Below are 25978 nucleotides of genomic sequence, written 5' to 3' on the forward strand. Positions count from 1 at the left end.
CGTAAATGCATCGGGGCGAAACACTGTTTCGAAAAACGGGCCCGGCCCGTTCATGACGACGCAACACAGGAAGAATGATGGTGATCGGAAACCTGACGATACGTGCGCGCATCGGTCTGACGATGGCGTTTCTCGCGGTGCTGCTGGGGTTGATCGGCGTGCTCGGCGTGTACGGGATGACGCGCTCGAACGACGCGACGCGTGAAATCTTCACGAACCAGATGCCGAGCGCGGTCAATGTGGCCGTGTCGGAAATGTACGCGGCGCGCGAGCGCCTGGCGCTCGATCGCGCCGCGCTGCTGGCGGGCTCGGCCGACTCCGCCGCCGCGGTGGAGCGCAGCCGCGCGATGCGCGCGCAGTCCGACGCGTGGTGGCAAAAGTACCTCGCGCTGCCGCGCGGTGCGCAGGAAGACCGACTTGCGCAGGACGTCGCCGCGAAGCGGCAGGCGTTGCAGCGCGGCTGCGACGCGTTCGGAAGCGCGATCGCGACGGGCGACCACGACCGGATCGGCGAGGGCGCCAAGCAGCTCCAGATGCTGTACAACGAGCTTTCGGTCGCGGGCGAAGCGCTGCGCAATTTCCAGTTCACCGACGCGCAGGCGGGCTTCGACCACGCGGAATCGGTGTACGACACGCTGCGCGTGCTGTCGATCGTCGTGCTGGCGGCCGGCCTGGTCGCCGCGGTGCTGTCGTGGCTGACGCTCAGCCGTGCGATCGGCCGCCCGCTCGCGGACGCGCTCGCCCATTTCGACGCGATGGCCGCGGGTGACCTGCGCCGCTCGATCGTCGTGCATCGGCGCGACGAAATGGGCCAGCTCCTCGACGGCCTCGCGCGGATGCAGCGCGGCTTTGTCGACACGGTGCGCACCGTGCGCGGCGGCAGCGAGTCGATCGCGACCGCGGCCCGGCAGATCGCCGCCGGCAACATCGACCTGTCGTCGCGCACGGAAGAACAGGCCGCGGCGCTGCAGGAAACCGCGTCGAGCATGGAGCAACTGACCGGCACGGTGAAACAGAACGCGGACAATGCACGACAGGCAAGCTCGCTGGCCGCGAACGCGTCGGAGATTGCAAACAAGGGCAATACGGTGGTCGGCCAGGTGGTCGGCACGATGGGCGAGATCAACGACAGCTCCGCGAAGATCGCGGACATCATCGCGATCATCGAGGGAATCGCGTTCCAGACCAACATCCTGGCGCTGAACGCGGCCGTCGAAGCTGCGCGTGCCGGCGAGGAAGGGCGCGGCTTCGCGGTCGTCGCGGGCGAGGTGCGCAGCCTCGCGCAGCGTTCGTCGAGCGCGGCCAAGGAGATCAAGGCGCTGATCGACGCGTCGGTGGACCGCATCCGCACCGGGTCGACGCTGGTCGACGAGGCCGGTCGCACGATGAGCGACGTGATCGCCGCCGTGCAGCGCGTGACGGACATCATGGGCGAGATCGCGGCGGCGTCGGAGGAGCAGAGCGGCGGCATCGACCAGGTCGCGCGCGCGGTCGCACAGATGGATGAAGTCACGCAGCAGAACGCCGCGCTCGTCGAGGAAGCGGCGGCCGCCGCGCAGTCGCTTGACGAACAGGCCGCGCGCCTGCGCGACACGGCGTCGGTATTCCGGATCGACGACGAAGCGGCGCGGCCGGCAGCCGCTCCCGCTGCACGTCAGGCGCCGCGCGCGATGCCCGCGCCGGCTGCCGTGCCGGTGAGCTCGTCCGCACCGGCCGTGGCGCGCGACGATCGCGAGGCAGCGCCCAAGCGTGCGGCGCCGGTGCGCAAGCCGGCGAGCGCGTCCGCGGCGCCCGCGCCGGCCGCCGCGACTGCCGGCGGGGACGACTGGGAGACGTTCTGATTCGGGCGCGCCGGGCCTCTTTCCCCCGCATCTATCCCCATTTGGCAGCACACGACGCCCGCGACCTGCGGGCGTTGTCGTTTCGGCAACCGATGGAATGTGACAGCGCACATGAACGTTCGCATATCACCGCGCGTTGCATGTGCACATCCGCGCTACGGGTATCTCCGGACGATGCGAAAAAAATTTGTAACGGTGCGCGCGGCGTGTCGTCGTAAACGTGCGCTCGAACGTCTAGTGATGAAGGGGGAGTGAAGGGCGCAGCGACGACGGAGGTGTCCAACGCGTGAGACGTTCCGATGCTGGACGAGACGTGGCGGATGCAGTTTCTGCGGCTCGGGAGATCAATTGTAAAGCGTCAAAATGCGTTGTCCAAGCGGTGTTGTGGAGAATGACGCACTTCATACGAAGAGTTCGTGAAAAAAAATAAGAAAGGGTTTAGGATGAATTCGAACGCGCTTGCTTCTGCGCAGTCATACGAAGGCAAGCACGTCTTCAGACTCAGGCGAGGGAGGTAGCATGGATATTTACAGCAGCTTCGCGAACCGCTTCGAAAAAACGCGAGAGGAAGAGCTCTCGCTGGAGGAGTACCTCGCGCTCTGCAAGAACGATCCGTCAGCGTATGCCACGGCAGGCGAACGCATGCTGGCTGCAATCGGGGAACCCGAACAAGTCGACACCCGCAACGAACCGCGCCTGTCGCGGATCTTTGCGAACAAGGTGATCAAGGTCTATCCCGCATTCCGTGAGTTCTACGGAATGGAGGAGGTGATCGAGCAGGTGGTCGCGTATTTCCGCCACGCTGCGCAAGGGCTTGAAGAGAAGAAGCAGATTCTCTACCTGCTTGGCCCGGTGGGCGGCGGCAAGTCGTCGATCGCCGAGCGTCTGAAGCAACTGATGGAGCGCGTGCCGTTCTATGCGCTGAAGGGCTCGCCCGTCAACGAATCGCCGCTCGGGCTGTTCGATTACGACGAGGACGGCCCGATCCTCGAGGAGCAATACGGCATTCCTCGCCGCTACCTGAAGAGCATCCTGAGTCCGTGGGCCGTCAAGCGCCTGCACGAATACAACGGTGACATCCGCCAGTTCCGCGTGGTGCGCCGTTACCCGTCGATCCTGCGTCAGGTCGGCATCGCGAAGACGGAGCCGGGCGACGAGAACAACCAGGATATTTCGTCGCTCGTCGGCAAGGTCGACATCCGCAAGCTCGAGCAGTACGCGCAGGACGATGCCGATGCGTACAGCTATTCGGGCGGCCTGTGCCTCGCGAACCAGGGGCTGCTCGAGTTCGTCGAAATGTTCAAGGCGCCGATCAAGGTGCTGCACCCGTTGCTCACCGCGACGCAGGAAGGCAACTTCAAGGGCACCGAAGGATTCGGCGCGATTCCGTTCGACGGGGTGATCCTCGCGCACTCGAACGAGTCGGAGTGGAAGGCGTTCCGCAACAACCGCAACAACGAGGCACTGCTCGACCGGATCTTCGTCGTGAAGGTGCCGTACTGCCTGCGTGTGTCGGAAGAGACGAAGATCTACGAGAAGCTGATCCGCAATTCGTCGCTGGCCGAAGCCGTGTGCGCGCCGGGCACGCTGAAGATGATGTCGCAGTTCTCGGTGCTGTCGCGCCTGCACGAGCCGGAGAACTCGAGCTTGTTCTCGAAGATGCAGGTCTATGACGGCGAAAACCTGAAGGACACCGATCCAAAGGCGAAGTCGTATCAGGAGTATCGCGATTACGCGGGGGTGGACGAAGGGATGACGGGCGTGTCGACACGCTTCGCGTTCAAGATCCTGTCGCGCGTGTTCAACTTCGATTCGAGCGAGGTCGCGGCGAACCCCGTGCACCTGATGTACGTGCTCGAACAGCAGATCGAACGCGAGCAGTTCCCGCCGGAAACCGAGCAGAAGTACCTGTCCTTCGTGAAGGACGTGCTCGCGTCGCGCTACGCGGACTTCATCGGCAAGGAGATCCAGACGGCCTACCTCGAATCGTATTCGGAGTACGGGCAGAACATCTTCGACCGCTACGTCACCTATGCGGACTTCTGGATCCAGGACCAGGAATTCCGCGATCACGACACGGGCGAGAGCTTCGACCGCGCCGCGCTGAACGCGGAACTGGAGAAGATCGAGAAGCCGGCCGGGATCAGCAATCCGAAGGATTACCGCAACGAGATCGTGAACTTCGTGCTGCGCGCGCGGGCGGCGAACGCCGGGAAGAACCCCGTGTGGACGAGCTACGAGAAGTTGCGCGTCGTGATCGAGAAGAAGATGTTCTCGAATACCGAGGAACTGTTGCCGGTCATTTCGTTCAACGCGAAGGGCTCGGCGGAGGAGCAACGCAAGCATGAGGACTTTGTGAACCGGATGGTCGCGAAGGGCTATACGCCGAAGCAGGTGAGGCTGCTTTGCGACTGGTATCTGCGCGTGCGCAAGTCGTCATGACGCGCGCGGTACCGCGCCCGTGCGGTTCGTCCGTACGGGCGCCCTCAGAGGCGCCGCCCGCATGACGGCAGACGGCATGTGCGGCGAGCGTCCCGGCATATCGACTTTCGAGCGGGAGACCGGGAGTGCTTCATCAAATCATCGACCGCAGGCTGGCCGGCAAGAACAAGAGCATCGCCAACCGCGAACGCTTTCTGCGTCGCGTCAAGAACTACATTCGCCGTGCCGTCTCCGACGCGGTGCGCGACCGTAGCATCAAGGATATCCAGAGCACGCAAAGCATCACGATCCCGCGCAAGGACATCGCGGAGCCGAATTTCCGGCACGCGCCGGGCGGGCGTCGTGAATACGTGCACCCGGGCAACGAGGACTACGTCCGCGGCGACAAGATTCCGCGTCCGCAGGGCGGCTCGGGCGGCGGCGGCAGTCAGGCGAGCAACGAGGGCGAAGGGCAGGACGACTTCGTGTTCGAGCTGTCGCGCGACGAATTCATGCAGTACTTCTTCGACGATCTCGAACTGCCGCGCCTCGTAAAGACGCACCTGCTGACGGTGCCGAGCTGGAAGAACGTGCGCGCGGGCTGGTCGGCGGAAGGCACGCCGAACAACATCGACGTCGTGCGCTCGCTGCGGAGCGCGCTCGGCCGGCGCATCGCGCTCGGCTCGCCGCTCGTCAACGAGTTGCGCGAGCTCGAAGCCCAGCTCGAGGCGATGAAGATCGACCCCGAAGACCGTCGCGCCGAAATCGCGACGCTCGAGGCCGAGATCCATCACCTGAAGGGGCGCATCTGGCGGATCCCGTTCATCGATCCGTTCGATCTGCGCTACATCAATCGCGTGAAGCAGCCGCAGCCGTCGAGCCAGGCCGTGATGTTCTGCCTGATGGACGTGTCGGGTTCGATGGACGAGCAACGCAAGGATCTCGCGAAGCGCTTCTTCATCCTGTTGTACCTGTTCCTGAAGCGCAACTACGAGCGCATCGAGGTCGTGTTCATCCGTCACCACACGCGCGCCGAGGAAGTCGACGAGGACACCTTCTTCCATTCGACCGAAAGCGGCGGCACCGTCGTGTCCAGCGCGCTCGAGCTGATGCGCAAGGTGATGAACGAGCGCTACTCGCCAACCGAGTGGAACATCTACGGCGCGCAGGCGTCCGACGGCGACAACTGGACCGACGATTCGCCGAAGTGTCGCAAAATCCTGGAAGAGGATATCCTCACGAAGACGCGCTATTTCGCGTATATCCAGGTTGCCCCGGAAGAGCAGAACCTGTGGCTGGAGTACGCGCAGCTGGCGCTGTCGCAACCGCACCTCGCGATGAAGAAAGCCGAATCGGCTGCCGACATTTACCCGGTGTTTCGCGAATTGTTCGAAAAGCAGGTGGAAATGTCATGACGACCCGCCATCTGCACAACGAGTCGCGCGGCTATGCGCCGCGCCCTTCCGGCGACGACACGGCCGGCCCTGCCGCATCGCAGCAAAGCGGCCGGGTCGAACCGGCGCCGCCGGCCGCCGACTTGCCCGGCTCCGGGCAGAAGGAAGCGCGTATGAACGTTGCCGAACGCAAGCCGCTGCCGTGCCCGTCCGATTGGACGTTCGAACTGCTCGAGGAATACGACACGCACATCTCGCAGGTGGCCGAGCAATACGAGCTCGACATCTATCCGATCCAGCTCGAACTGATCAGCGCCGAGCAGATGATGGACGCGTACGCGTCGGTCGGGATGCCGGTCAACTATCGCCACTGGTCGTTCGGCAAGCACTTCCTCGCGACCGAGAAGAGCTATCGCCGCGGCCAGATGGGCCTCGCGTATGAAATCGTCATCAACTCGAACCCGTGCATCGCGTATCTGATGGAAGAGAACACGATGACGATGCAGGCGCTCGTCATCGCGCACGCGGCGTACGGGCACAACTCCTTCTTCAAGGGCAACTACCTGTTCCGGCTGTGGACCGACGCGCACGCGATCATCGACTATCTCGTGTACGCGAAGAACTACGTCGCCGAATGCGAGGAGCGCTACGGCCTCGATCGCGTCGAGGAACTGCTCGATTCGTGCCATGCGCTGATGAACTATGGCGTCGACCGCTACAAGCGGCCGCAGAAACCGTCGCTGTCGAAGGAGGCCGCGCTGCGGCGCGAGCGCGAGGCGTATCTGCAGTCGCAGGTCAACGAGCTGTGGCGCACGCTGCCGGGCAAGAAGCCCGAGCAGATGGAGGAGCAGGAGGATCGCTATCCGCCGGAGCCGCAGGAGAACCTGCTGTATTTCGCGGAGAAGAACGCGCCGCTGCTCGAGCCGTGGGAGCGGGAAGTGATCCGCATCGTGCGCAAGATCGGCCAGTACTTCTATCCGCAGCGGCAGACGCAGGTGATGAACGAGGGTTGGGCGACGTTCTGGCACTACACGCTGCTGAACACGCTGTACAACCAGGGCAAGCTGGAAGACGGCTTCATGATGGAGTTCCTGCATTCGCACAGCAACGTGGTCTACCAGCCGCCCGTCACGAAGCCGTACTACAACGGGATCAACCCGTATGCGCTCGGTTTCTCGATGATGAGCGACATCCGCCGGATCTGCGAAGCGCCGACGGAAGAGGACTACAAGTGGTTTCCGGAGATCGCGGGCACCCCGTGGCTGCCGGCGATGCACTACGCGATGCGCAACTTCAAGGACGAGAGCTTCATCGCGCAGTACCTGTCGCCGAACTTGATCCGCGAGATGCGGCTGTTCTCGGTGCTCGACGACGACATGCGCGATTCGCTCGAGGTGTCGGCGATCCACGACGAGGCCGGTTATCAATACGTGCGGCAGGCGCTGTCGCGGCAGTACGACATCCATCATCGCGAGCCGAACATCCAGGTCTGGGCCGTGAACACGCGCGGCGACCGCAGCCTCACGCTGCGCCACTTCATGACCGACAACCGCCATCTGTCGAACGACAGCGAAGAAGTGCTCAAGCACATGGCGCGACTCTGGCAGTTCGACGTGTTCCTGGAAAGCGTCGACGAGGCCGGTACCGTGCGCAAGCGCTACGAGTGCCGCTACGTGCCGCCCGAGGTGCGTATCTGAATCGCGCGGGAAGAGCTTGCATCGGACGCCAGCCTGACGGCTGGCGTTTTCATATGACGAACAGGTGGCGCGAGAAAATTTTTCTACATCCGGACGAACCCGGAAAGCCTGTTACTTTACATTTCGCTAAAATCCCGTAGCGCCGTGCACCGGAACCGGTGCCACGTCGACCGCACGCGGCGGCCCCTGGTCGTCTCGCCTAGAAAGCACTAAAAGGAACAGACCAACCCATGGACGTCCAGACCGACCAAGCTGCGCTGTCCGCGCATGACACCCGGCGGCGCGTGTTCGCCATCGTCGGCGCCTCATCGGGCAACCTCGTCGAGTGGTTCGACTTCTACATCTACTCGTTCTGCGCGCTGTACTTCGCACCGGCGTTCTTCCCGAGCGGCAACACGACGACGCAGCTGCTGAACACGGCCGGCGTGTTCGCGGCCGGCTTCCTGATGCGTCCGATCGGCGGCTGGCTGTTCGGCCGCATCGCCGACCGTCACGGCCGCCGCGCGGCGATGATGATCTCGGTGCTGATGATGTGCGGCGGCTCGCTCGTGATCGCGGTCCTGCCGACCTATGCGCAGATCGGTGCGCTCGCGCCGGCGCTGCTGCTGGTCGCGCGCCTGTTCCAGGGGCTGTCGGTGGGCGGCGAATACGGCACGAGCGCGACCTACATGAGCGAGGTCGCGCTGAAGGGGCGGCGTGGCTTCTTCGCGTCGTTCCAGTACGTGACGCTGATCGGCGGCCAGCTGTGCGCGCTGCTCGTGCTCGTGATCCTGCAGCAGGCGCTGTCGACTGACGAACTGAAGGCGTGGGGCTGGCGCATTCCGTTCGTCTGCGGTGCGGCGGCCGCGCTGATCTCGCTGTACCTGCGCAAATCGCTCGACGAGACATCGACGAGCGCATCGCGCGACAAGAAGGACGCGGGCACGATCCGCGGCGTGTGGCAGCACAAGGGCGCATTCTTCACGGTGGTCGGCTTCACGGCCGGCGGCTCGCTGATCTTCTACACGTTCACGACGTACATGCAGAAGTACCTGGTGAACACGGCCGGCATGCATGCGAAGACGGCCAGCAACGTGATGACCGTCGCGCTGCTCGTCTACATGCTGATACAGCCGGTGTTCGGCGCGCTGTCCGACAAGATCGGCCGCCGCACGTCGATGATCCTGTTCGGCACGTTCGCGGTGATCGGTACGGTGCCGCTGATGCACACGCTGAAGACCGTGACGAGCCCGACGGCCGCGTTCGTGCTGATCACGATCGCGCTGGCGATCGTCAGCTTCTACACGTCGATCAGCGGCCTCATCAAGGCCGAGATGTTCCCGCCCGAAGTGCGCGCGATGGGCGTCGGCCTGTCGTATGCGGTCGCGAACGCGATCTTCGGCGGCTCCGCCGAGTACGTCGCGCTGTGGTTCAAGTCGATCGGCAGCGAGGAAACCTTCTACTGGTACGTGACGGCGCTGTGCGCGGTGTCGCTGATCGTGTCGTGGCGGATGCGCGACCCGAGCAAGGAAGGGTATCTGCGTCACGAGCCATGATCGACGGGGCAACCCGGCTGCCGCTTCGAGCGGCATGAAACAACGAACGGCGCTCCGCCATGCAGGCGGCGCGCCGTTTTTTCATGGGCGGCACGTTCGCATCGCCGCGTGCATGCTCATCGCGCGCCGCACGATATCGATATTGCAATCGCTTGGTTGTCCGCCGCCGGCGGTGCTCTTATTCTGAACCCGTAGTTCGTGTGACACCTCCTTGACTGGGATTCGCGCCCGCTGCGTGCAGCGGGCGTTTTTTTATTCCCGGTTCGCCGACCGGCCTCGTCACACGCTCGTTGCTTGCGGGACGCGAAATATAATGGCGCTCGCGCGGCTCACGCGCGATAACCCATACCAAGATCCCGATGAGAGAACAACACACTTCCAGGCCGTGGCTGACGATTCTGCTGGCCGTCGTCAATACCGTGATATTCGTGCTGATGTGGCGACAGGCGTCGTACGGTTCGCTATCGAACGCGCTGCTGCTCGACTGGGGCGCGAACTTCGCGCCGTACACGCTCACCGGGCAGCCGTGGCGGCTGCTGACCAGCGCATTCCTGCACGGCAGCTGGACACATCTCGCGCTGAACATGTACATGCTGGTCGTGCTCGGCACCGTGCTCGAACGCGCAGGTGGCACGCTCCGGTTCGGCGTCGCGTACCTTTTGTCCGCGCTCGGCGGCTCGCTGCTGAGCGCGCTCTGGCATGGCTATCACGAAGTCGGCAGCACCACCTTTGCGTTCGGCGTCGCGCTGGCGTCCAGCGGGATCCGGCCGGTCGTGAGTGTCGGTGCGTCCGGCGCGCTGATGGGACTGGCGGGCGCGGCCGCCGCATTCGTGCTGCGACACCGACGCGACAGCGGACGCGATGCGCCGGTTGCCATCAACCTCGGCGCGCTCGGCCAAGTGATCGCGATCAACCTGGTGTCGGGCTTCCTCATCTCCGGCATCGATCAGGCCGCGCATCTCGGCGGCGTAGTCATCGGATTCATCGCCGGCTGGCTGATGTACGGGGCCGGCCGCTCGATGCGCGTCGCCGTGCCGCTCGTGCTCGCGGTGCTCGGCAGCGCGGCGATGTTGTTCGCCGCGCAGCGGGCGGGCAGTGAGGAACTGCAAGGCTGGCGTGACGCGACCCACCGCGACATCGAGCGCGACGCCGCGAAGCGCAACGCGCAACAGCAGGCGGCCGCGATTGCCGAGCAGATCCGCGACGACGAGCAACATCGTCCGACGCCCGTGTCGGCCGAGCAGGCGGCAGGCACCGTCGTACCCGTCGGCAAGTGGCCGTACGCGATGGTGCTGGGCGCATCAGGCAAACGCCTGTACGTGACCGACAACGACCGGAACACGCTCGTCGTCGTCGACGTCGAGCGGCAGGCGGTCGTGCGCACGATCGCAGGCGAGCCGTTCGCGACGGGACTCGACGGCTGCCCGGGCAACATGTGCCGCGGCCGCGGCGCGAGCGGCGTGTACGTGAGCCCCGACGAGCGCTACGCGTATGTTGCGTCGATGCGCGAGAGCGGCCTCGCGCGCATCGACCTGAACAGCGGTGCGATCGTCGATGGCGTGACGCTCGGACGGTTCCCGCGCGCGATCGTCGCGTCCGCGTCCAACGACAGGCTGTACGTGCTGAACAGCGTCGACGACACGATTTCCGTCGTCAGTCTCGCGCACTGGCCGCAGGTTATCGCGACGCTGCCGCTCGGCGATCACGATGCATCGGGCGTCGAGTTCGGCCGTGCGCTGTCGATGTGGCTGTCGCCCGACGGCAGGCGGCTGTATGCGTACGCAATGCAGAAGGGCGCGATCGTCGCGTTCGATACGGCGACGAATGCGCCGGTAGAGACCTATCCGGTCGATTCGGATTTCATCCAGGCTCAGCCTGGCGAGAAGGGCGCGGGCATCTGGATCTACAACAAGTCGTCGGTTCAGTGGCGAGATGCGTCGAGCCTTGCCGTACGCGACAGTTATCCGGTCTGCCAGGAGTCGATGCACAGCTTCGACGGCAGCGGCGACGGTTCGCTGATCGCCGTGACCGGCTATGACGACAAGCCGATGCGCGTGATCAAGACCGCGACGCGCCGCACCGTCGGCGAGTTTCCGGTCGCGGGCGGCGTGTCGCAGGTCATCTTCGCGCCGGATCACAAGACGTTGTTCGCGCTGGGCGCAGCGGGCACGCTCTCGTTCCTGCGCATGGACCGTTCGCTCGATTACCTGCAGGACGGCGGTGACGGCGAGTTCCTGTGCGCGGCGTCCGCGGCCGGCACCGACGACGACGGTAGCGAATGACCGCGAGCGCGGGTGCGTGCCGCGCGAGCGCGCGTCATCACGAAACCCGCAGAGCAAAGCACCATTTGTTGGTTCGGAATCGCCGCACGCGCTGATACGTTAGCGGCTTCGCGACGACACACCACGTCGCGACGTTCCTCGAACCGGGCCGCCGCGCGATCCGCGGCGGCCTTCATAACAAATCAGGTCGTGCTCATGAAAATCCACACTCTCGCCACGTGGCTCGTCGGGGCCGCACTCGTCACGGCAGGCACGGTCGCGCACGCGGACCGGCTCGACGACATCCGGAAGGCCGGCGTGCTGCGCGTCGCGACCTTCGACAGCAATCCTCCGTTCGGCTATGTCGACGGCAAGAGCAATCACATCGTCGGCCTCGACGTCGACTATGCGAAGGCGCTGGCCGACAAGCTCGGCGTGAAGCTGCAACTGCAGCCGACCAACCCCGCGAACCGCATTCCGTTCCTGACCTCCGGCAAGGTCGACCTGGTGCTCGCGAACTTCACGATTACCGACGAGCGCGCGAAGCAGGTCGACTTCAGCATCCCGTACTTCTCGTCGGGCCAGCAGTTTCTCGCGAAGAAGGGCGTGCTGAAATCGGCCGACCAGTTGAACAGCCTGCGCGTCGGCGCGGACAAGGGCACGACGAACGAGATCACGCTGCGGGAGAAGTATCCGAAGGCAACGATCGTCGCGTACGACGACACGCCGTTCGCGTTCGCCGCGCTGCGCGCCGGCAACGTGCAGGCGATCACGCAGGACGGACCGAAGCTGATCGGCCTGCTCGCGAACGTGCCCGACAAGCAGAACTACGAGATTCCGGCGTTCATGATCTCGAACGACTACATGGGCGTCGGCGTGCCGAAGGGCGAGACGCGCCTGCTCGGCTTCGTGAACGACACGCTGAAGGGGCTCGAGGCGAACGGCCGCGCGGGACAGATCTACGACGCGTGGTTCGGGCCGGCGACGAAGACGCCGCTCACGCGCATCTTCCGGATCGGCGACCGGACCTGAGTCGCGCACCGCGTGCGCCACCTGCGCCGCGATCCGCCGCCGGCTGTGCCGGTCTGCGCGGGGCGCGGCGCCTTCCGCTTGCTTCCGTCTTCGTTCGCCTTTTTCGATCGCGCGCGTCGCGACCGCACACAACAGCATGCTCGGCTTGGCTCCCAAATATCTGTCCTGGCTCTGGCAGGGCTTCCTGCTCACGCTCGGCCTCGCGGCCGCGTCGGCGCTCGCCGCGACCGTCGGCGGGCTGCTGCTCGCCGTCATGCGGCATGCGCGCGGCAGGGCAGTGCGCACGGTAGCGGCCGGCTACGTCGTCGCGTTCCGCAACACGCCGCTGCTCGTGCAATTGCTGTTCTGGTACTTCGGCGTCGCGTCGTTGTTGCCCGATACGTGGATCACGTGGCTGAACGCGCGTCATGAACTGAGCGCGGGCCCGCTCACGCTCGCGTGGCCGTCGTTCGAGTTCGTCGCCGGCTGGATCGGCTTGAGCGCCTACACGGCCGCGTTCGTCGCCGAGGAATGCGAAGCCGGGCTGCGCGGCGTGCGCCGTGCGCAACACGATGCGGCCGCGGCGCTCGGCCTCACGCCGATGCAGTCGCTGCGCTACGTGGTGCTGCCGCAGGCCGTGCGCATCGCGCTGCCGCCGCTGTTCGGCCAATACATGAATCTCGTGAAGAACTCGTCGCTCGCGATGGCGATCGGCGTCGCCGAGCTGTCGTATGCGTCGCGGCAGGTCGAGACGGAGACATTCAAGACCTTTGCCGCGTTCGGTGTCGCGACCGTGCTGTACGTCGCCGCGGTGGCCGCGATCGAGGCCGGCGCCTACGCGGCCACGCAATGGCGCGACCGGCTCGCGGCGGGGCGTTGACGATGGATGTCTCGCTGCTGCTCGACAACCTGCCGTACCTGCTCGTCGGCGCGTTCCCGGACGGCCCGCTCGGCGGCGCCGCGCTGTCGCTCGTGCTGGCGATCGCGTCGGCTGTCGCGTCGGCGGGGCTGGGGGTGGCGCTCGGCGTCGCGATGGCGCTCGCGCGCGGCCCGCTGCGCGTGCTGCTGCTCGCGTTCATCGGCTTCTTTCGCGCGATTCCGGTGCTGATGCTGATCTTCTGGACGTACTTCCTGCTGCCGATGCTGCTGCACGTGGATGTGCCGGGGCTCGCGACGGTCGTGTGTGCGCTGGCGCTGATCGGTGGCGCGTATCTCGCGCACGCGGTGCATGCGGGCATCGTCGCGGCCGGCGACGGGCAGTGGCAAGCCGGGCTGTCGCTCGGGCTCACGCGCTGGCAGACGGTGCGCTATGTGCTGCTGCCGCAGGCGATCCGGATCATGACGCCGTCGTTCGTCAACCAGTGGGTCGCGCTCGTGAAGGACACGTCGCTCGCATATATCGTGGGTGTGCCGGAACTGTCGTTCGTCGCGACGCAGGTGAACAACCGGCTGATGGTGTACCCGGCGCCGATCTTCCTGTTCGTCGCGGCGCTTTACCTGGTGCTGTGCACGTCGCTCGACGGCGCGGCACGCTGGCTGCTGTCACGTCGCCCCCGTGCGGCGCGCATCGCGCAGGCCGCGGCCGAACGCACGGAACCCGTGCGGTGACGGCGGGCCGCGTCGCTGCTGCGCGCGCGGCGACGGGCGTGGCGGTGTGCTTCGGCGCGTTGGCGCGTTGGCGTCAGGACGCGCTGTAGTGCGTATTGAAGACCGCGCGCAGCGTTGACGAGTCGGTCGCGAAGTCGCCCCACAGCGGGCCGTCGTTTTGCGCGAACGCGAACGGCGACGTATTGATCGACGCGAGGCGGAAGCGCCATTGCGCGGCTTCCTGGCGGAACGCGGTGAGCTGCATGTCGGACAGGCCCGTCTGCGCGTTCGCGAGCGTGACGAGCGGATCGACCGGATCGTTCGCGACGCGCACCTCGAAGTGCAGGTGCGGGCCGGTGGCCGCGCCGGTCATACCGACCGAGCCGATGCGCTGGCCTTGTTTCACGGTTTCACCCGTCTTCAGCCCGCGCGCATACGCGGACAGATGGGCGTAGTAGGTCGAATAGCCGTCCGCGTGATCGACGATCACGTAGTGGCCATAGCCGCCCGGATCGGTGCCGACGAACGACACGACGCCATCGGCCGCCGCGTTGACGGGCGTGCCGGACGGCGCGGCGAGATCGACGCCCGTATGGAACGCCATCGCCTGCGACAGCGGGTGGACGCGTTCGCCGAAGAACGAGCTGATGCGCGTCCACTTGACGGGCATCGTGAACGCGGCCGCCTCGAGCGGCGCGCCGTCGAGCGTGTAGTACGCGCCGTGGTCGGCGCCCGGTGCGCGGAACCAGATCGCACCGAACGTGCGGCCCGCGACGCGCAGCTCGAGCGCGGTGAGGTGCGGCGTGCCGTTGTTCGTGTCGTACGCGACGCGGTAGTAGTCGCCGCGCTGCGCGCTGGCGCGCATCGCGACCTTGCCCGTGACGAGATCGCCGAGCTGGATGCGCACCTCGGGCGGCACGTCGAGACGGTTCAGCGTATCGGAGAGCGTGAGCTCGATGTCGCCGGCGCGCGTCCCGTGCTGGTTTTCGGGCGCCGCGAACTGGAACAGGCTCGCATAGCCGAGCATGTCGTTGCGGTGCGCGCTGAGCGGCGCGAACAGGCCGGGTTGCGCGCTGCGGTCGCTATGTTCGTTGAGTTCGTTGCGCTCGCCGAGCGTGCGCGCGAGCTCGCTCGTCACGAAATGCTGCGCGGTGGGAAACGGCGTGTCGGACAGCACGCGCTGCGGCAGCGCGGCCGTGCCCGAATCGACGGCGCCCGGCAGTTGCGAGACGGCGGGCAGCGCGGCGGCGAGACCGAAGGCGGCGAGGGCGCCGAGCACGGCGGCCGGCACGAGCGCGCGCACGAGGCGCTGCGCGCGCCCGGGCGCGAAAGCATCAGGAGTTGCGGCAGGCTTGACCAAAAGTGTCCACATCCAGGAAAACGGTTCAAAGAGGTGTGGGCAGGAGCCATCGGCGGCACATCCGTCGGGTGACGACGGGGCGGGCGACGGGCGTGCAACAAAACAGGCCCCGCCAGGGGCCTGTGTCGTTTCCGTTCGACCCAACTTGCGGGGTGCCCGCTTCGAACGGCGGCGTGAGCTTTCCGGGTCGAACCCGGATTATCACGAAGACGCTAAAGAAAGATGACAGCGTCAGTCTACCGATGTTCCGCGGAATGTTAAAAATTTTAAAGAGGGTCAGCGTATTCGTTTCGCACTGCGGTAAATCGGGTTAAATCAGCATTTATTGCGCGGCTTTTCGTCAGACAGGCAATTTTTGCGTGCGCACGCGCAGTGCGCTGGAGGTCCTGACCGCGTCGAAACCGGCGTCGAGCATCGCTTCCGCGTCGTTCCACAGATTGCCGCGCAGGCGGTTGGTCCAGATCATCGACGCGAACACGCCTTCGAGCAGCGACACAAGGTGGACGGCCGCGAGGTGCACGTCGAGATCGGCGGCGATCTCGCCGGCCGCGATCGCGCGGCGCAGCAGCGCCTTCGTGATGCGCAGCATCTGCAGCTCGAGCAGCATGCGGCGCCGCTGCAGCGCGCCGTTCTCCTCGCTCTGCTCGCACTTCGTATAGAGGATCACCAGCACGCGCTGCATCGGGCCCGGCTCCCCGCATTGCTGCAGGTAGTGCGACGCCGCGCGGCGCAGCGTGGCGAACGCGGGCAGGCTGTCGACCGCGTCGAAGCCTTCCGAGGTCCGTGCGAACGCGCGGTCGCACATCGCGAGACACACTTCCATCTTGTTGCGGTAGTGGCCGTAGACGGCGCCCCGAGACATCCCGGCGGCCTCGGCGAGGTCCGCCATCGCGGTTTGCGCGACGCCTTTTTCGAGCAGGACGAGCTCGGCGGCGTCGAGGATCCGGTGCTTGATGGCGAGCGATTCTTCCCGGGTCTTGCGGGCCATGGCGTGAATTTCCTTACAGTTTGCTGTCGTTTTATTGAGACAGTATGGCGGTCGAATGGCAACCGCATGTATTTAATCAGTCGTGACTGATTATAATCGGCCACCCTGAGCCGCCGCATTGTATCGGCGGCGAACGATCCGAGGTCACACATGAATAACAAACGCTCCCTGGGGCGCCGCCTCCGGTTGGCGCCCGTCGCGCTCGCGGCCATGCTGGCCGTGGCCGGATGCGGAAAGGGCGACAAGGACAAGGCGCCGGAGGCCATTCAGAACGCGACGGTCGTGACGGTGCGTCCGACGGCCGTGCCGATGACCGTCGAATTGCCGGGCCGGCTCGACGCGTATCGGCAAGCGCAGGTGCGCGCACGGGTCGCGGGCATCGTCACCGCGCGGACTTACGAGGAAGGCCAGGAAGTGACGCAGGGCGCGGTGCTGTTCCGCATCGATCCCGCGCCGCTGAAGGCCGCGCGCGATGCCGCGCAGGGCGCGCTCGCGAAGGCGCAGGCCGCCGCGCTCGCGGCGAGCGACAAGCGCCGCCGTTACGACGACCTGGTGCGCGACCGCGCGGTCAGCGAGCGCGATCACACCGAGGCCGTTGCCGACGACACGCGGGCGAAGGCCGATGTCGCTTCCGCGAAGGCCGAACTCGCACGCGCGCAACTGCAGCTCGACTATGCGACCGTCACCGCGCCTATTTCGGGCCGCGCACGACGCGCGCTCGTCACCGAAGGCGCGCTCGTCGGCCAGGACCAGGCAACGCCGCTCACGACCGTCGAGCAGCTCGATCCGATCTACGTGAATTTCTCGCAGCCGGCGGCCGACGTCGACGCGTTGCGTCGCGCGGTGAAGAGCGGGCACGCGACGGGGATCGCGCAGCACGACGTCACGGTGACGCTGCGGCGCGCCGACGGCACCGCGTATCCGCTGAAGGGCAAGCTGCTGTTCAGCGATCTCGCGGTCGATCCGACCACCGATACCGTCGCGATGCGCGCGCTGTTCCCCAACCCCGAGCGCGAGCTGCTGCCGGGCGCGTATGTGCGGATCGCGCTCGACGCGGCCGTCGACCAGCGGGCGATCCTCGTGCCGCGCGATGCGCTGCTGCGCACGGCCGAGCGCACGTCGGTGCGCGTGGTCGGCACGAACGGCAAGGTGAAGGACGTCGAGGTCGTCGCCGACCAGATGAGCGGACGCGACTGGCGCGTCACGCGCGGCCTGTCCGGCGGCGAGCGCGTGATCGTCGACAACGCCGCGCAGTTCGCGCCCGATACCGCCGTCAAGCCCGTCGAGCAGGCATCGCCGACGAAGGCCGCGTCACCCGCGGCCGCCCGTCAAACCTGACCGGTTCAATAGACCAACATGGCACGTTTCTTCATCGATCGCCCCGTCTTCGCGTGGGTGATCGCACTCTTCATCATGCTCGGCGGTGCGTTCGCGATCCGCGCGCTGCCCGTGGCGCAATACCCGGACATCGCGCCGCCCGTCGTCAGCATCTATGCAACGTACCCCGGCGCGTCCGCGCGGGTCGTCGAGGAATCGGTGACCGCGCTGATCGAGCGCGAAATGAACGGCGCGCCGGGGCTGCTGTATACGTCCGCGACGAGCAGCGCCGGGGCCGCGTCGCTGTACCTGACGTTCAAGCAGGGCGTCAACGCCGATCTCGCGGCCGTCGAAGTGCAGAACCGGCTGAAGACGGTCGAGGCGCGGCTGCCTGAACCGGTGCGGCGCGACGGCATCCAGGTCGAGAAGGCCGCGGACAACATCCAGCTCGTCGTGTCGCTGACGTCGGACGACGGCCGGATGACCGACGTGCAGCTCGGCGAATACGCGTCGGCGAACGTCGTGCAGGCGCTGCGCCGCGTCGACGGTGTCGGGAAGGTGCAGTTCTGGGGCGCCGAATACGCGATGCGGATCTGGCCAGACCCGGTGAAGCTGGCCGGTCACGGCATCACCGCGTCGGACATCGCGTCGGCCGTGCGCGCGCACAACGCGCGCGTGACGGTCGGCGACATCGGCCGCAGCGCGGTGCCGGACAGCGCGCCGATCGCGGCGACCGTGTTCGCCGATGCGCCGCTGAAGACGCCGGCCGATTTCGGCGCGATCGCGCTGCGCACGCAGCCGGACGGCTCCGCGCTCCACCTGCGCGACGTCGCGCGCATCGAGTTCGGCGGCAACGACTACAACTATCCGTCGTACGTGAACGGCAAGGTGGCGACCGGCATGGGCATCAAGCTCGCGCCGGGCTCGAACGCGGTGTCCACCGAGAAGCGCGTGCGCGCGACGATGGACGAGCTGTCCGCGTATTTCCCGCCGGGCGTGAAGTACCAGATCCCGTACGAGACGTCGTCGTTCGTGCGCGTGTCGATGAACAAGGTCGTCACGACGCTGATCGAGGCCGGCGTGCTGGTGTTCCTCGTGATGTTCCTGTTCATGCAGAACCTGCGCGCGACGCTGATTCCAACGCTCGTCGTGCCGGTCGCGCTCGCGGGCACGTTCGGCGTGATGTACGCGGCCGGCTTCTCGATCAACGTGCTGACGATGTTCGGGATGGTGCTCGCGATCGGCATCCTCGTCGACGATGCGATCGTCGTCGTCGAGAACGTCGAGCGGCTGATGGTCGAGGAGGGGCTCGCGCCCTACGACGCGACCGTCAAGGCGATGCAGCAGATCAGCGGCGCGATCATCGGGATCACCGTGGTGCTGACGTCGGTATTCGTGCCGATGGCGTTCTTCGGCGGCGCGGTGGGCAACATCTACCGGCAGTTCGCGCTGTCGCTCGCGGTGTCGATCGGCTTCTCGGCGTTTCTCGCGCTGTCGCTCACGCCCGCGCTGTGCGCGACGCTGCTCAAGCCGGTGTCCGGCGACCATCACGAGAAGCGCGGCTTCTTCGGCTGGTTCAACGGCTTCGTCGCGCGTTCGACGCAGCGTTATGCGACGCGCGTCGGCGCGATGCTGAAGAAGCCGCTGCGCTGGCTGGTCGTGTACGGCGCGCTGACCGCGGCCGCGGCATTGATGCTCACGCAACTGCCGAGCGCGTTCCTGCCCGACGAGGACCAGGGCAACTTCATGGTGATGGTGATCCGGCCGCAGGGCACGCCGCTCGCGGAAACGATGCAGAGCGTGCGCGAGGTCGAGTCGTATATTCGCCGCGACGAGCCGGCCGCGTATACGTTCGCGCTCGGCGGCTTCAACCTGTACGGCGAAGGGCCGAACGGCGGGATGATCTTCGTCACGCTGAAGAACTGGAAGGAACGCAAGGCCGAGCGCGATCACGTGCAGGCGATCGTCGCGCGCATCAACGAGCGCTTCGCGGGCACGGCGAACACCACGGTGTTCGCGATGAACTCGCCGGCGCTGCCCGATCTCGGCTCGACGAGCGGCTTCGACTTCCGGCTGCAGAACCGCAGCGGGCTCGACTACGCCGCGTTCAGCGCCGCGCGCGAGCAACTGCTCGCGGCGGGCGGCAAGGATCCGGCGCTCACCGACGTGATGTTCGCCGGCACGCAGGACGCGCCGCAGCTGAAGCTCGACATCGATCGCGCGAAGGCGTCGGCGCTCGGCGTGTCGATGGACGAGATCAACACGACGCTCGCGGTGATGTTCGGCTCCGACTATATCGGCGACTTCATGCACGGCACCCAGGTGCGCCGCGTGATCGTGCAGGCCGACGGGCTGCACCGGCTCGATCCGGCCGACGTGAAGAAGCTGCGCGTGCGCAACGCGGGCGGCGAGATGGTGCCGCTCGCGGCGTTCGCGACGCTGCACTGGACGCTCGGGCCGCCGCAGCTCACGCGCTACAACGGCTATCCGTCGTTCACGATCAACGGCTCGGCCGCGCCCGGGCACAGCAGCGGCGAAGCGATGGCCGCGATCGAGCGGCTCGCCGCGAAGCTGCCGGCCGGCATCGGCCACGCGTGGTCGGGGCAGTCGTTCGAGGAGCGGCTGTCGGGCGCGCAGGCGCCGATGCTGTTCGCGCTGTCGGTGCTCGTCGTGTTCCTCGCGCTCGCGGCGCTGTACGAGAGCTGGTCGATCCCGTTCGCGGTGATGCTGGTCGTCCCGCTCGGCGTGATCGGCGCGGTGCTCGGCGTCACGCTGCGCGCGATGCCGAACGACATCTATTTCAAGGTGGGGCTGATCGCGACGATCGGGTTGTCCGCGAAGAACGCGATCCTGATCGTCGAGGTCGCGAAAGACCTGGTCGCGCAGCGCATGTCGCTCGTCGACGCCGCGCTCGAGGCCGCACGCCTGCGGCTGCGGCCGATCGTGATGACGTCGCTCGCGTTCGGCGTCGGTGTGCTGCCGCTCGCGTTCGCGTCGGGCGCCGCATCCGGCGCGCAGATGGCGATCGGCACCGGCGTGCTCGGCGGCATGATCACGGCGACGGTGCTCGCGGTGTTCCTCGTCCCGCTGTTTTTCGTGATCGTCGGCCGCCTGTTCGACGTCGGCCCGCGCCGGCGCGGCGGATCGCAGCCGGCGACGATGGAGGGTTCGCAGTGATGTTTGCATTGAAAGCATGCGCCGCACCGAGGCTTCAGCTCGCGCTGGCCGCCGTGCTCGCGCTCGCGGGCTGCTCGCTCGCGCCGCGTTACGAGCGGCCGGCGGCGCCGGTGCCGGCCAGCTATGCGACGGTCGATGCCGACACGCAGCAGGGTGCCGCGCCGGCTGAGGCGGCCGACGCCGCGCTGCTCGACAACTGGCGCGCGTATTTCACCGATCCGGCGCTGCAGGCGTGGATCGATGCCGCGCTCGCGAACAATCGCGACCTGCGGATCGCGGCCGGCCGGCTCGACGAAGCACGTGCGATGTACGGCGTGCAGCGCGCGGACCTGATGCCGTCGGTCGACGCGAACCTCGGCTACGAACGCACGCGCCAGTATGACCCGGTCGTGCGCGAGAGCGCGGTGAGCGGGCTGTATCGCGCGGGCGTCGGCGTCAGCGCGTACGAGCTCGACCTGTTCGGCCGCGTGCGCAACCTGTCCGATGCGGCGCTCGCCGAGTATTTCGCGACGGCCGACGCGCAGCGCACGGTGCGCATCGGCGTGATTGCCGAAGTCGCGGGGGCGTACGTGTCGGAGCGATCGTTGCGCGAGCAACTGGCGCTGGCACAGCGCACGCTCGACGCGCGCGAGCGCATCGCCGCGCTCACGCGGCGCCGCTACGCGGCCGGCACGAGCGACGCGATCGAACTGCGTTCGGCCGAGATGCTGGTCGCGTCCGCGCGGGCATCGCAGGCCGCGCTGCAGCGCGAGCATGCGCAATCGGTGCGCGCGCTGCAATTGCTCGCCGGCGATTTCGCGCGCAACGTGCCCGCCGACGGCACCGCGCTCGACACGCTCGCGATCGCGCCGGTGGCGCCCGGCGCGCCGAGCGCGCTGCTCGAACGGCGGCCGGACATCCGGCAGGCCGAGTCGCGGCTCAAGGCCGCGAACGCGCAGATCGGCGCCGCGCGCGCGGCATTCTTCCCGCGCGTCGCGCTGACCACCGACTACGGCTCGGTCAGCGATGCGTTCTCGAGCCTGTTCGCGGGCGGCACGAGCGTATGGACGTTCGCGCCGCGCATCACGCTGCCGATTTTCGCGGGCGGTCGCAATCGCGCGAATCTCGACGTCGCGAATGCGCGCAAGCACATCGCGGTCGCCGAGTACGAGAAGACCGTGCAGACCGCGTTCCGCGAAGTGGCCGACGCATTCGCCGCGCGCGACTGGATCGATCGCCAGCTCGCCGCGCAGCAGGACGTCTACGCGGCCGACGGCGCGCGCCTGAAACTCGCCGAGCGCCGCTATGCGGGCGGCGTCGCGACGTATCTCGAACTGCTCGACGCGCAGCGCAGCACGTACGAGTCCGGGCATGAGCTGATCCGGCTCAAGGCGCTGCGGCTCGCGAATGCGATTGCGCTGTATCGCGCGCTGGGCGGTGGCTGGGCGCCGGCCACGGCAGGCGAAGCTGCCGCGTGATGGCTTGACCGGGGCCGGCCAGGTGGCGGCGGTGCATTGCGATGCGTTGCCGCTGTCCCGGTCGGTGTTACTACTGTCGGGTCGCCGACCGCGATCGACGATGCGTGCATGCGCGCGTCGTCGACTCCGTTTTTCCTCCACGCAGTCGGGTTGAAGGGCCGCCTTCCACTCGACTCGCATCCCGGCGACCGATCGTGTCGCCGCCGGCCTCCGATCGCGCCGGACTTCCTCCTGATTCGACTCCATCCAGTGCCGCGCATGTCGTCCTGGCGCACGGCTTTATGCGTCGCTTTAATCCCGGGTTGACGATTCGATTAATTCGCGCATTGGGAACAATAAGGGGCGACAAAGTGTCGCGGTAAAACGTTTGTGCGAATTTCGCAATCGTTTGCGCGAAAGTTTCGCAGCGTTGAATATCGCTGGTTAATTTCCTGTCAGTTGAAAATCGTCGAATGTTTTCGTTGCGGTCGAACAACGATGGCGGGATCGGACAGAGTTTTGTCATTTCGTATCCGGTATCTGGAAAGTCCTTGTCCAGCAAGGAGGAGCGGGGAGATTTCAATCCGGAAAAGGAATTGTCTTTAATTTTCAGTCGGTTCCGGAAAATAAAAAAGGACTGCGGACGAAAATGTTGGGATTGAGAATCGGCGGGAAGTAGTCGGTTTAAAAATGCGTAAAACGAAGATTGTCATTGAGATTTGACAATGATTTACAGAATTCTTTCACCTGTATCTCGATAATGCCGCCTCGTGACGGACGGGAGCCAACCACATGCTGCCTTTTGTATCCGCCACGTCGTCTGTTCCCTTTGCAATTCTCACGGAAAACGTCATGAAAAAATCCCTCCTGAGCGCGGTCGCACTCGCAGCCCTGTCCAGCTCGGCCTTCGCAGCGGGCACCGGCACGATCAACTTCACGGGCGAGATCGTCGCGGGCGCATGCGGCATCGATTCGAACTCCGTCAACCAGACCGTGCAGCTCGGCAAGGTGCCGACCAACAAGTTCAAGCAAGCCGGCGACAAGTCGGACGCGGTGTCGTTCGACATCAAGCTGACGGACTGCGACACCAGCATCGCGCAGAACGCGTACTTCACGTTCACGGGCACGTCGAGCGCGGGCCAGCCGAAGCTGCTCGCGACGATCGGTTCGGCAACCAATGTGGGCATCCGCCTGCAGGCCGCGTCGGGTGAATACCTCGACAACGGCGCCGAACAGAAGGCGCCGACCCTGCTGCAAAACGGCACGAACGTCGCACGCTTCGCGGCGATGTACGAAGCCACGGCCGCCGGCGTGACGCCGGGTACGGCCGACGGCGTCGCGAACTTCACGGTCCGCTACCAGTAAGCGGCCGTGCCGGAGAAGGGGTGTGCACACCCTTTCTCCGTCTTCCTTGCCTTCACGTCTCTACTTCCTCGGATTTCCGGTAGCGCCGCGTGCGAATCAGACATTCCTTCCTTTGCGTCTCCGTGCTGGTCGTCGGCAGCCCGAGCCATGCGACGGAATTCAATTCGTCGTTCCTCGACATCGACGGCACGAGCAATGTCGACCTGTCGCAGTTCTCGCAGCCCGACTTCACGCTGCCGGGCGAGTACATGCTCGACGTGCAGGTCAACGACCTGTTCTACGGGCTGCAGGCGATCCAGTTCATCGCGCTTGACGCATCCGGCGCGGGCAAGCCGTGCCTGCCGCCGGAACTCGTCGCGCGGTTCGGGCTGAAGCCGTCGCTCGCGAAGGACCTGCCGCGCTTGCAGGGCGGACGTTGCGTCGATCTCGGCGCGATCGAGGGCGCGACCGTGCGTTACCTGAAGAGCGACGGACGGCTGAAGATCACGATTCCGCAGGCCGCGCTCGAATTCACCGATTCGACCTACCTGCCGCCGTCGAGCTGGTCCGACGGGATTCCGGGCGTGATGCTCGACTATCGCGTGATCGCGAACACGAACCGCAACTTCGGTTCGGACGGCGGACAGACGAATTCGATCCAGGCCTACGGAACGATCGGCGCGAACTGGGATGCATGGCGCTTTCGCGGCGACTACCAGGCGCAGTCGAACGTGGGCAACACGGCCTACGCGGACCGCACGTTCCGCTTCAGCCGGCTTTATGCGTTTCGCGCGCTGCCGTCGATCCAGTCGACGGTGACGTTCGGCGACGACTACCTGAGCTCGGACATTTTTGACACGTTCGCGCTGACGGGGGCGTCGATCCGCAGCGACGATCGCATGCTGCCGCCTTCGCTGCGCGGCTATGCGCCGCTGATCTCGGGCGTCGCGCGCACCAACGCGACCGTGACCGTGTCGCAGGCGGGCCGCGTGCTGTACGTGACGCGCGTGTCGCCGGGTGCGTTCGCGCTGCAGAACATCAACACGAGCGTGCAGGGCACGCTCGACGTCACGGTCGACGAGGAAGACGGCAGCGTGCAGCGCTTCCAGGTGACGACGGCCGCCGTGCCGTTCCTCGCCCGTACCGGACAGCTGCGCTACAAGGCCGCCGTCGGCAAGCCGCGGCAATTCGGCGGCGCCGGCATCACGCCGTTCTTCGGGTTCGGCGAGGCCGCGTATGGGTTGCCGTTCGACATCACGTTGTACGGCGGCTTCATCGCAGCCTCCGGCTATACGTCGATCGCACTGGGCGTCGGCCGCGATTTCGGCACGTTCGGCGCGGTATCGGCCGATGTCACGCATGCGCGTGCGCACCTGTGGTGGAACGGCGCGACGCGCAACGGCAACTCGTATCGCATCAATTATTCGAAGCACTTCGACGGCCTCGACGCGGACGTGCGCTTCTTCGGCTATCGCTTCTCCGAACGCGAGTACACCAACTTCGCGCAGTTCTCGGGCGACCCGACCGCATACGGTCTCGCCAACAGCAAGCAACGCTACTCGGCGACGATGTCGAAGCGCTTCGGCGACACGTCGACCTATTTCTCGTACGACCAGACGACCTACTGGGCCCGCGCGTCGGAGCAGCGCGTCGGCCTCACGCTCACGCGCGCGTTCTCGATCGGCGTATTGCGCAACCTGAACGTCAGCGTGTCGGCGTTCCGCACGCAAAGCGCGGGCGCGAGCGGCAACCAGTTCTCGGTGACCGCGACGCTGCCGCTCGGCGGCCGCCACACGGTCACGTCGAACCTGACGACGGGCAGCGGCAGCACGAGCGCGAACGCGGGCTACATCTACGACGATCCGGCCGGCCGCACGTACCAGATCAACGCGGGCGCGACCGACGGCCGCGCGTCGGCGAACGCGAGCTTCCGCCAGCGCACGTCGACTTACCAGCTGAGCGCGCAGGCGTCGACGCTCGCCAACGCGTATGCGGCCGCGTCGCTCGAAGTCGACGGCTCGCTCGTCGCGACGCAGTACGGCGTGTCCGCGCATGCGAATGGCAACGCGGGCGATACGCGCTTGCTGGTATCGACCGACGGCGTGCCCGACGTGCCGCTGTCCGGCACGCTCACGCATACCGACTCGCGCGGCTATGCGGTGCTCGACGGGATCTCGCCGTACAACGTGTACGACGCGACCGTCAACGTCGAGAAGCTGCCGCTCGAGGTACAGGTGTCGAACCCGATCCAGCGCATGGTGCTGACCGACGGCGCGATCGGTTTCGTGAAGTTCTCCGCCGCGCGCGGCAGCAACCTGTACCTGACGCTGACCGATGCGGCCGGCAAGCCGCTGCCGTTCGGCGCATCCGTGCAGGACGCGGCGAACGGCAAGGAGCTCGGCATCGTTGGCGAAGCCGGCGCCGCGTTCCTGACCCAGGTGCAGCCGAAATCCGCGCTGGTGGTGCGTGCAGGCGAACGCACGCTCTGCGCGGTGAACGCACTGCCGAACCAGCTTCAACTCGAAGGCACGCCGATTCCGGTGACGTGCCAGCCGCCCGGCGAGCCGCATGCAGCGGCCGCACGGGTCGACCGATGATTTCACGGATCC

Annotated in this window: 16 protein-coding genes; 14 read left to right on the top strand and 2 right to left on the bottom strand. The window is 66.2% G+C overall.

The window, feature by feature from the left end; translation table 11 throughout:
• Positions 1-77 precede the first annotated feature (77 nt).
• The 9 genes from LMA02_RS08050 to LMA02_RS08090 all read left to right on the top strand — a co-directional run bounded on the left by LMA02_RS08050 (position 78) and on the right by LMA02_RS08090 (position 13768).
• Complete coding sequence (locus LMA02_RS08050; RefSeq protein ID WP_228907625.1) at positions 78-1841, top strand: methyl-accepting chemotaxis protein; 1764 nt, start codon at positions 78-80, stop codon at positions 1839-1841.
• Positions 1842-2360: 519 nt separating this feature from the next.
• Positions 2361-4283 (top strand): PrkA family serine protein kinase, encoded by a 1923-nt coding sequence (locus LMA02_RS08055; RefSeq protein ID WP_006754311.1) that lies wholly within the window; start codon positions 2361-2363, stop codon positions 4281-4283.
• Between the two features lie 125 nt (positions 4284-4408).
• Positions 4409-5677, top strand: a complete 1269-nt coding sequence (locus LMA02_RS08060) for a YeaH/YhbH family protein (RefSeq protein WP_228907551.1) — start codon at positions 4409-4411, stop codon at positions 5675-5677.
• Positions 5674-7353, top strand: a complete 1680-nt coding sequence (locus LMA02_RS08065; RefSeq protein ID WP_228907552.1) for a SpoVR family protein — start codon at positions 5674-5676, stop codon at positions 7351-7353. The genes LMA02_RS08060 and LMA02_RS08065 overlap by 4 nt, the downstream gene beginning before the upstream one ends.
• Before the next feature lie 230 nt (positions 7354-7583).
• Positions 7584-8888, top strand: a complete 1305-nt coding sequence (locus LMA02_RS08070) for an MFS family transporter (protein WP_228907553.1) — start codon at positions 7584-7586, stop codon at positions 8886-8888.
• Between the two features lie 359 nt (positions 8889-9247).
• Positions 9248-11170, top strand: coding sequence for a rhomboid family intramembrane serine protease (locus LMA02_RS08075; protein WP_228907554.1), 1923 nt, complete (start codon positions 9248-9250; stop codon positions 11168-11170).
• 195 nt (positions 11171-11365) lie between these two features.
• Positions 11366-12181 (top strand): ABC transporter substrate-binding protein, encoded by an 816-nt coding sequence (locus LMA02_RS08080; protein ID WP_228907555.1) that lies wholly within the window; start codon positions 11366-11368, stop codon positions 12179-12181.
• A 136-nt stretch (positions 12182-12317) separates the two neighbouring features.
• Positions 12318-13040 (top strand): amino acid ABC transporter permease, encoded by a 723-nt coding sequence (locus tag LMA02_RS08085; protein WP_228907556.1) that lies wholly within the window; start codon positions 12318-12320, stop codon positions 13038-13040.
• Positions 13041-13042: 2 nt separating this feature from the next.
• Positions 13043-13768: an amino acid ABC transporter permease gene (locus tag LMA02_RS08090; protein WP_011656806.1), complete on the top strand. Its 726-nt coding sequence runs from the start codon at positions 13043-13045 to the stop codon at positions 13766-13768.
• A 73-nt stretch (positions 13769-13841) separates the two neighbouring features.
• Here the strand turns inward: LMA02_RS08090 and LMA02_RS08095 are convergent, their stop codons facing one another.
• Positions 13842-15119 (bottom strand): M23 family metallopeptidase, encoded by a 1278-nt coding sequence (locus tag LMA02_RS08095; protein ID WP_228907557.1) that lies wholly within the window; start codon positions 15117-15119, stop codon positions 13842-13844.
• A gap of 328 nt (positions 15120-15447) precedes the next feature.
• Positions 15448-16095 carry a TetR family transcriptional regulator gene (locus LMA02_RS08100; protein ID WP_228907558.1) on the bottom strand — a complete coding sequence of 216 codons (648 nt, stop codon included), beginning with the start codon at positions 16093-16095 and terminating at the stop codon, positions 15448-15450.
• Between the two features lie 150 nt (positions 16096-16245).
• Here LMA02_RS08100 and LMA02_RS08105 point away from each other — a divergent pair, with 150 nt between their 5' ends.
• The 5 genes from LMA02_RS08105 to LMA02_RS08125 all read left to right on the top strand — a co-directional run bounded on the left by LMA02_RS08105 (position 16246) and on the right by LMA02_RS08125 (position 25966).
• Positions 16246-17433 carry a MexX/AxyX family multidrug efflux RND transporter periplasmic adaptor subunit gene (locus LMA02_RS08105; protein ID WP_228907559.1) on the top strand — a complete coding sequence of 396 codons (1188 nt, stop codon included), beginning with the start codon at positions 16246-16248 and terminating at the stop codon, positions 17431-17433.
• A gap of 18 nt (positions 17434-17451) precedes the next feature.
• Positions 17452-20589 carry a multidrug efflux RND transporter permease subunit gene (locus tag LMA02_RS08110; protein WP_228907560.1) on the top strand — a complete coding sequence of 1046 codons (3138 nt, stop codon included), beginning with the start codon at positions 17452-17454 and terminating at the stop codon, positions 20587-20589.
• A complete protein-coding gene (locus LMA02_RS08115) occupies positions 20589-22046 on the top strand; it encodes an efflux transporter outer membrane subunit (protein WP_228907561.1) in 1458 nt (485 codons plus the stop codon). The genes LMA02_RS08110 and LMA02_RS08115 overlap by 1 nt, the downstream gene beginning before the upstream one ends.
• A gap of 831 nt (positions 22047-22877) precedes the next feature.
• Positions 22878-23390: a fimbrial protein gene (locus tag LMA02_RS08120; RefSeq protein ID WP_228907562.1), complete on the top strand. Its 513-nt coding sequence runs from the start codon at positions 22878-22880 to the stop codon at positions 23388-23390.
• A 122-nt stretch (positions 23391-23512) separates the two neighbouring features.
• On the top strand, positions 23513-25966 hold the full coding sequence (locus tag LMA02_RS08125) for a fimbria/pilus outer membrane usher protein (protein WP_228907626.1): 2454 nt from the start codon (positions 23513-23515) through the stop codon (positions 25964-25966).
• Positions 25967-25978: the final 12 nt, after the last annotated feature.

Origin of the sequence: Burkholderia sp. B21-005 (assembly GCF_020843965.1) — a bacterium.
In the GTDB taxonomy this organism is placed as follows: Bacteria; Pseudomonadota; Gammaproteobacteria; order Burkholderiales; family Burkholderiaceae; genus Burkholderia; species Burkholderia ambifaria.

Excerpts from the sequence above, each read along its gene's own strand:
- LMA02_RS08050 (WP_228907625.1), top strand. The coding sequence starts at position 78 with ATGGTGATCGGAAACCTGACGATACGTGCGCGCATCGGTCTGACGATG.
- LMA02_RS08055 (WP_006754311.1), top strand. The coding sequence starts at position 2,361 with ATGGATATTTACAGCAGCTTCGCGAACCGCTTCGAAAAAACGCGAGAG.
- LMA02_RS08065 (WP_228907552.1), top strand. The coding sequence starts at position 5,674 with ATGACGACCCGCCATCTGCACAACGAGTCGCGCGGCTATGCGCCGCGC.
- LMA02_RS08070 (WP_228907553.1), top strand. The coding sequence starts at position 7,584 with ATGGACGTCCAGACCGACCAAGCTGCGCTGTCCGCGCATGACACCCGG.
- LMA02_RS08075 (WP_228907554.1), top strand. The coding sequence starts at position 9,248 with ATGAGAGAACAACACACTTCCAGGCCGTGGCTGACGATTCTGCTGGCC.
- LMA02_RS08080 (WP_228907555.1), top strand. The coding sequence starts at position 11,366 with ATGAAAATCCACACTCTCGCCACGTGGCTCGTCGGGGCCGCACTCGTC.
- LMA02_RS08085 (WP_228907556.1), top strand. The coding sequence starts at position 12,318 with ATGCTCGGCTTGGCTCCCAAATATCTGTCCTGGCTCTGGCAGGGCTTC.
- LMA02_RS08090 (WP_011656806.1), top strand. The coding sequence starts at position 13,043 with ATGGATGTCTCGCTGCTGCTCGACAACCTGCCGTACCTGCTCGTCGGC.
- LMA02_RS08095 (WP_228907557.1), bottom strand. The coding sequence starts at position 15,119 with ATGTGGACACTTTTGGTCAAGCCTGCCGCAACTCCTGATGCTTTCGCG.
- LMA02_RS08100 (WP_228907558.1), bottom strand. The coding sequence starts at position 16,095 with ATGGCCCGCAAGACCCGGGAAGAATCGCTCGCCATCAAGCACCGGATC.
- LMA02_RS08105 (WP_228907559.1), top strand. The coding sequence starts at position 16,246 with ATGAATAACAAACGCTCCCTGGGGCGCCGCCTCCGGTTGGCGCCCGTC.
- LMA02_RS08110 (WP_228907560.1), top strand. The coding sequence starts at position 17,452 with ATGGCACGTTTCTTCATCGATCGCCCCGTCTTCGCGTGGGTGATCGCA.
- LMA02_RS08115 (WP_228907561.1), top strand. The coding sequence starts at position 20,589 with ATGTTTGCATTGAAAGCATGCGCCGCACCGAGGCTTCAGCTCGCGCTG.
- LMA02_RS08120 (WP_228907562.1), top strand. The coding sequence starts at position 22,878 with ATGAAAAAATCCCTCCTGAGCGCGGTCGCACTCGCAGCCCTGTCCAGC.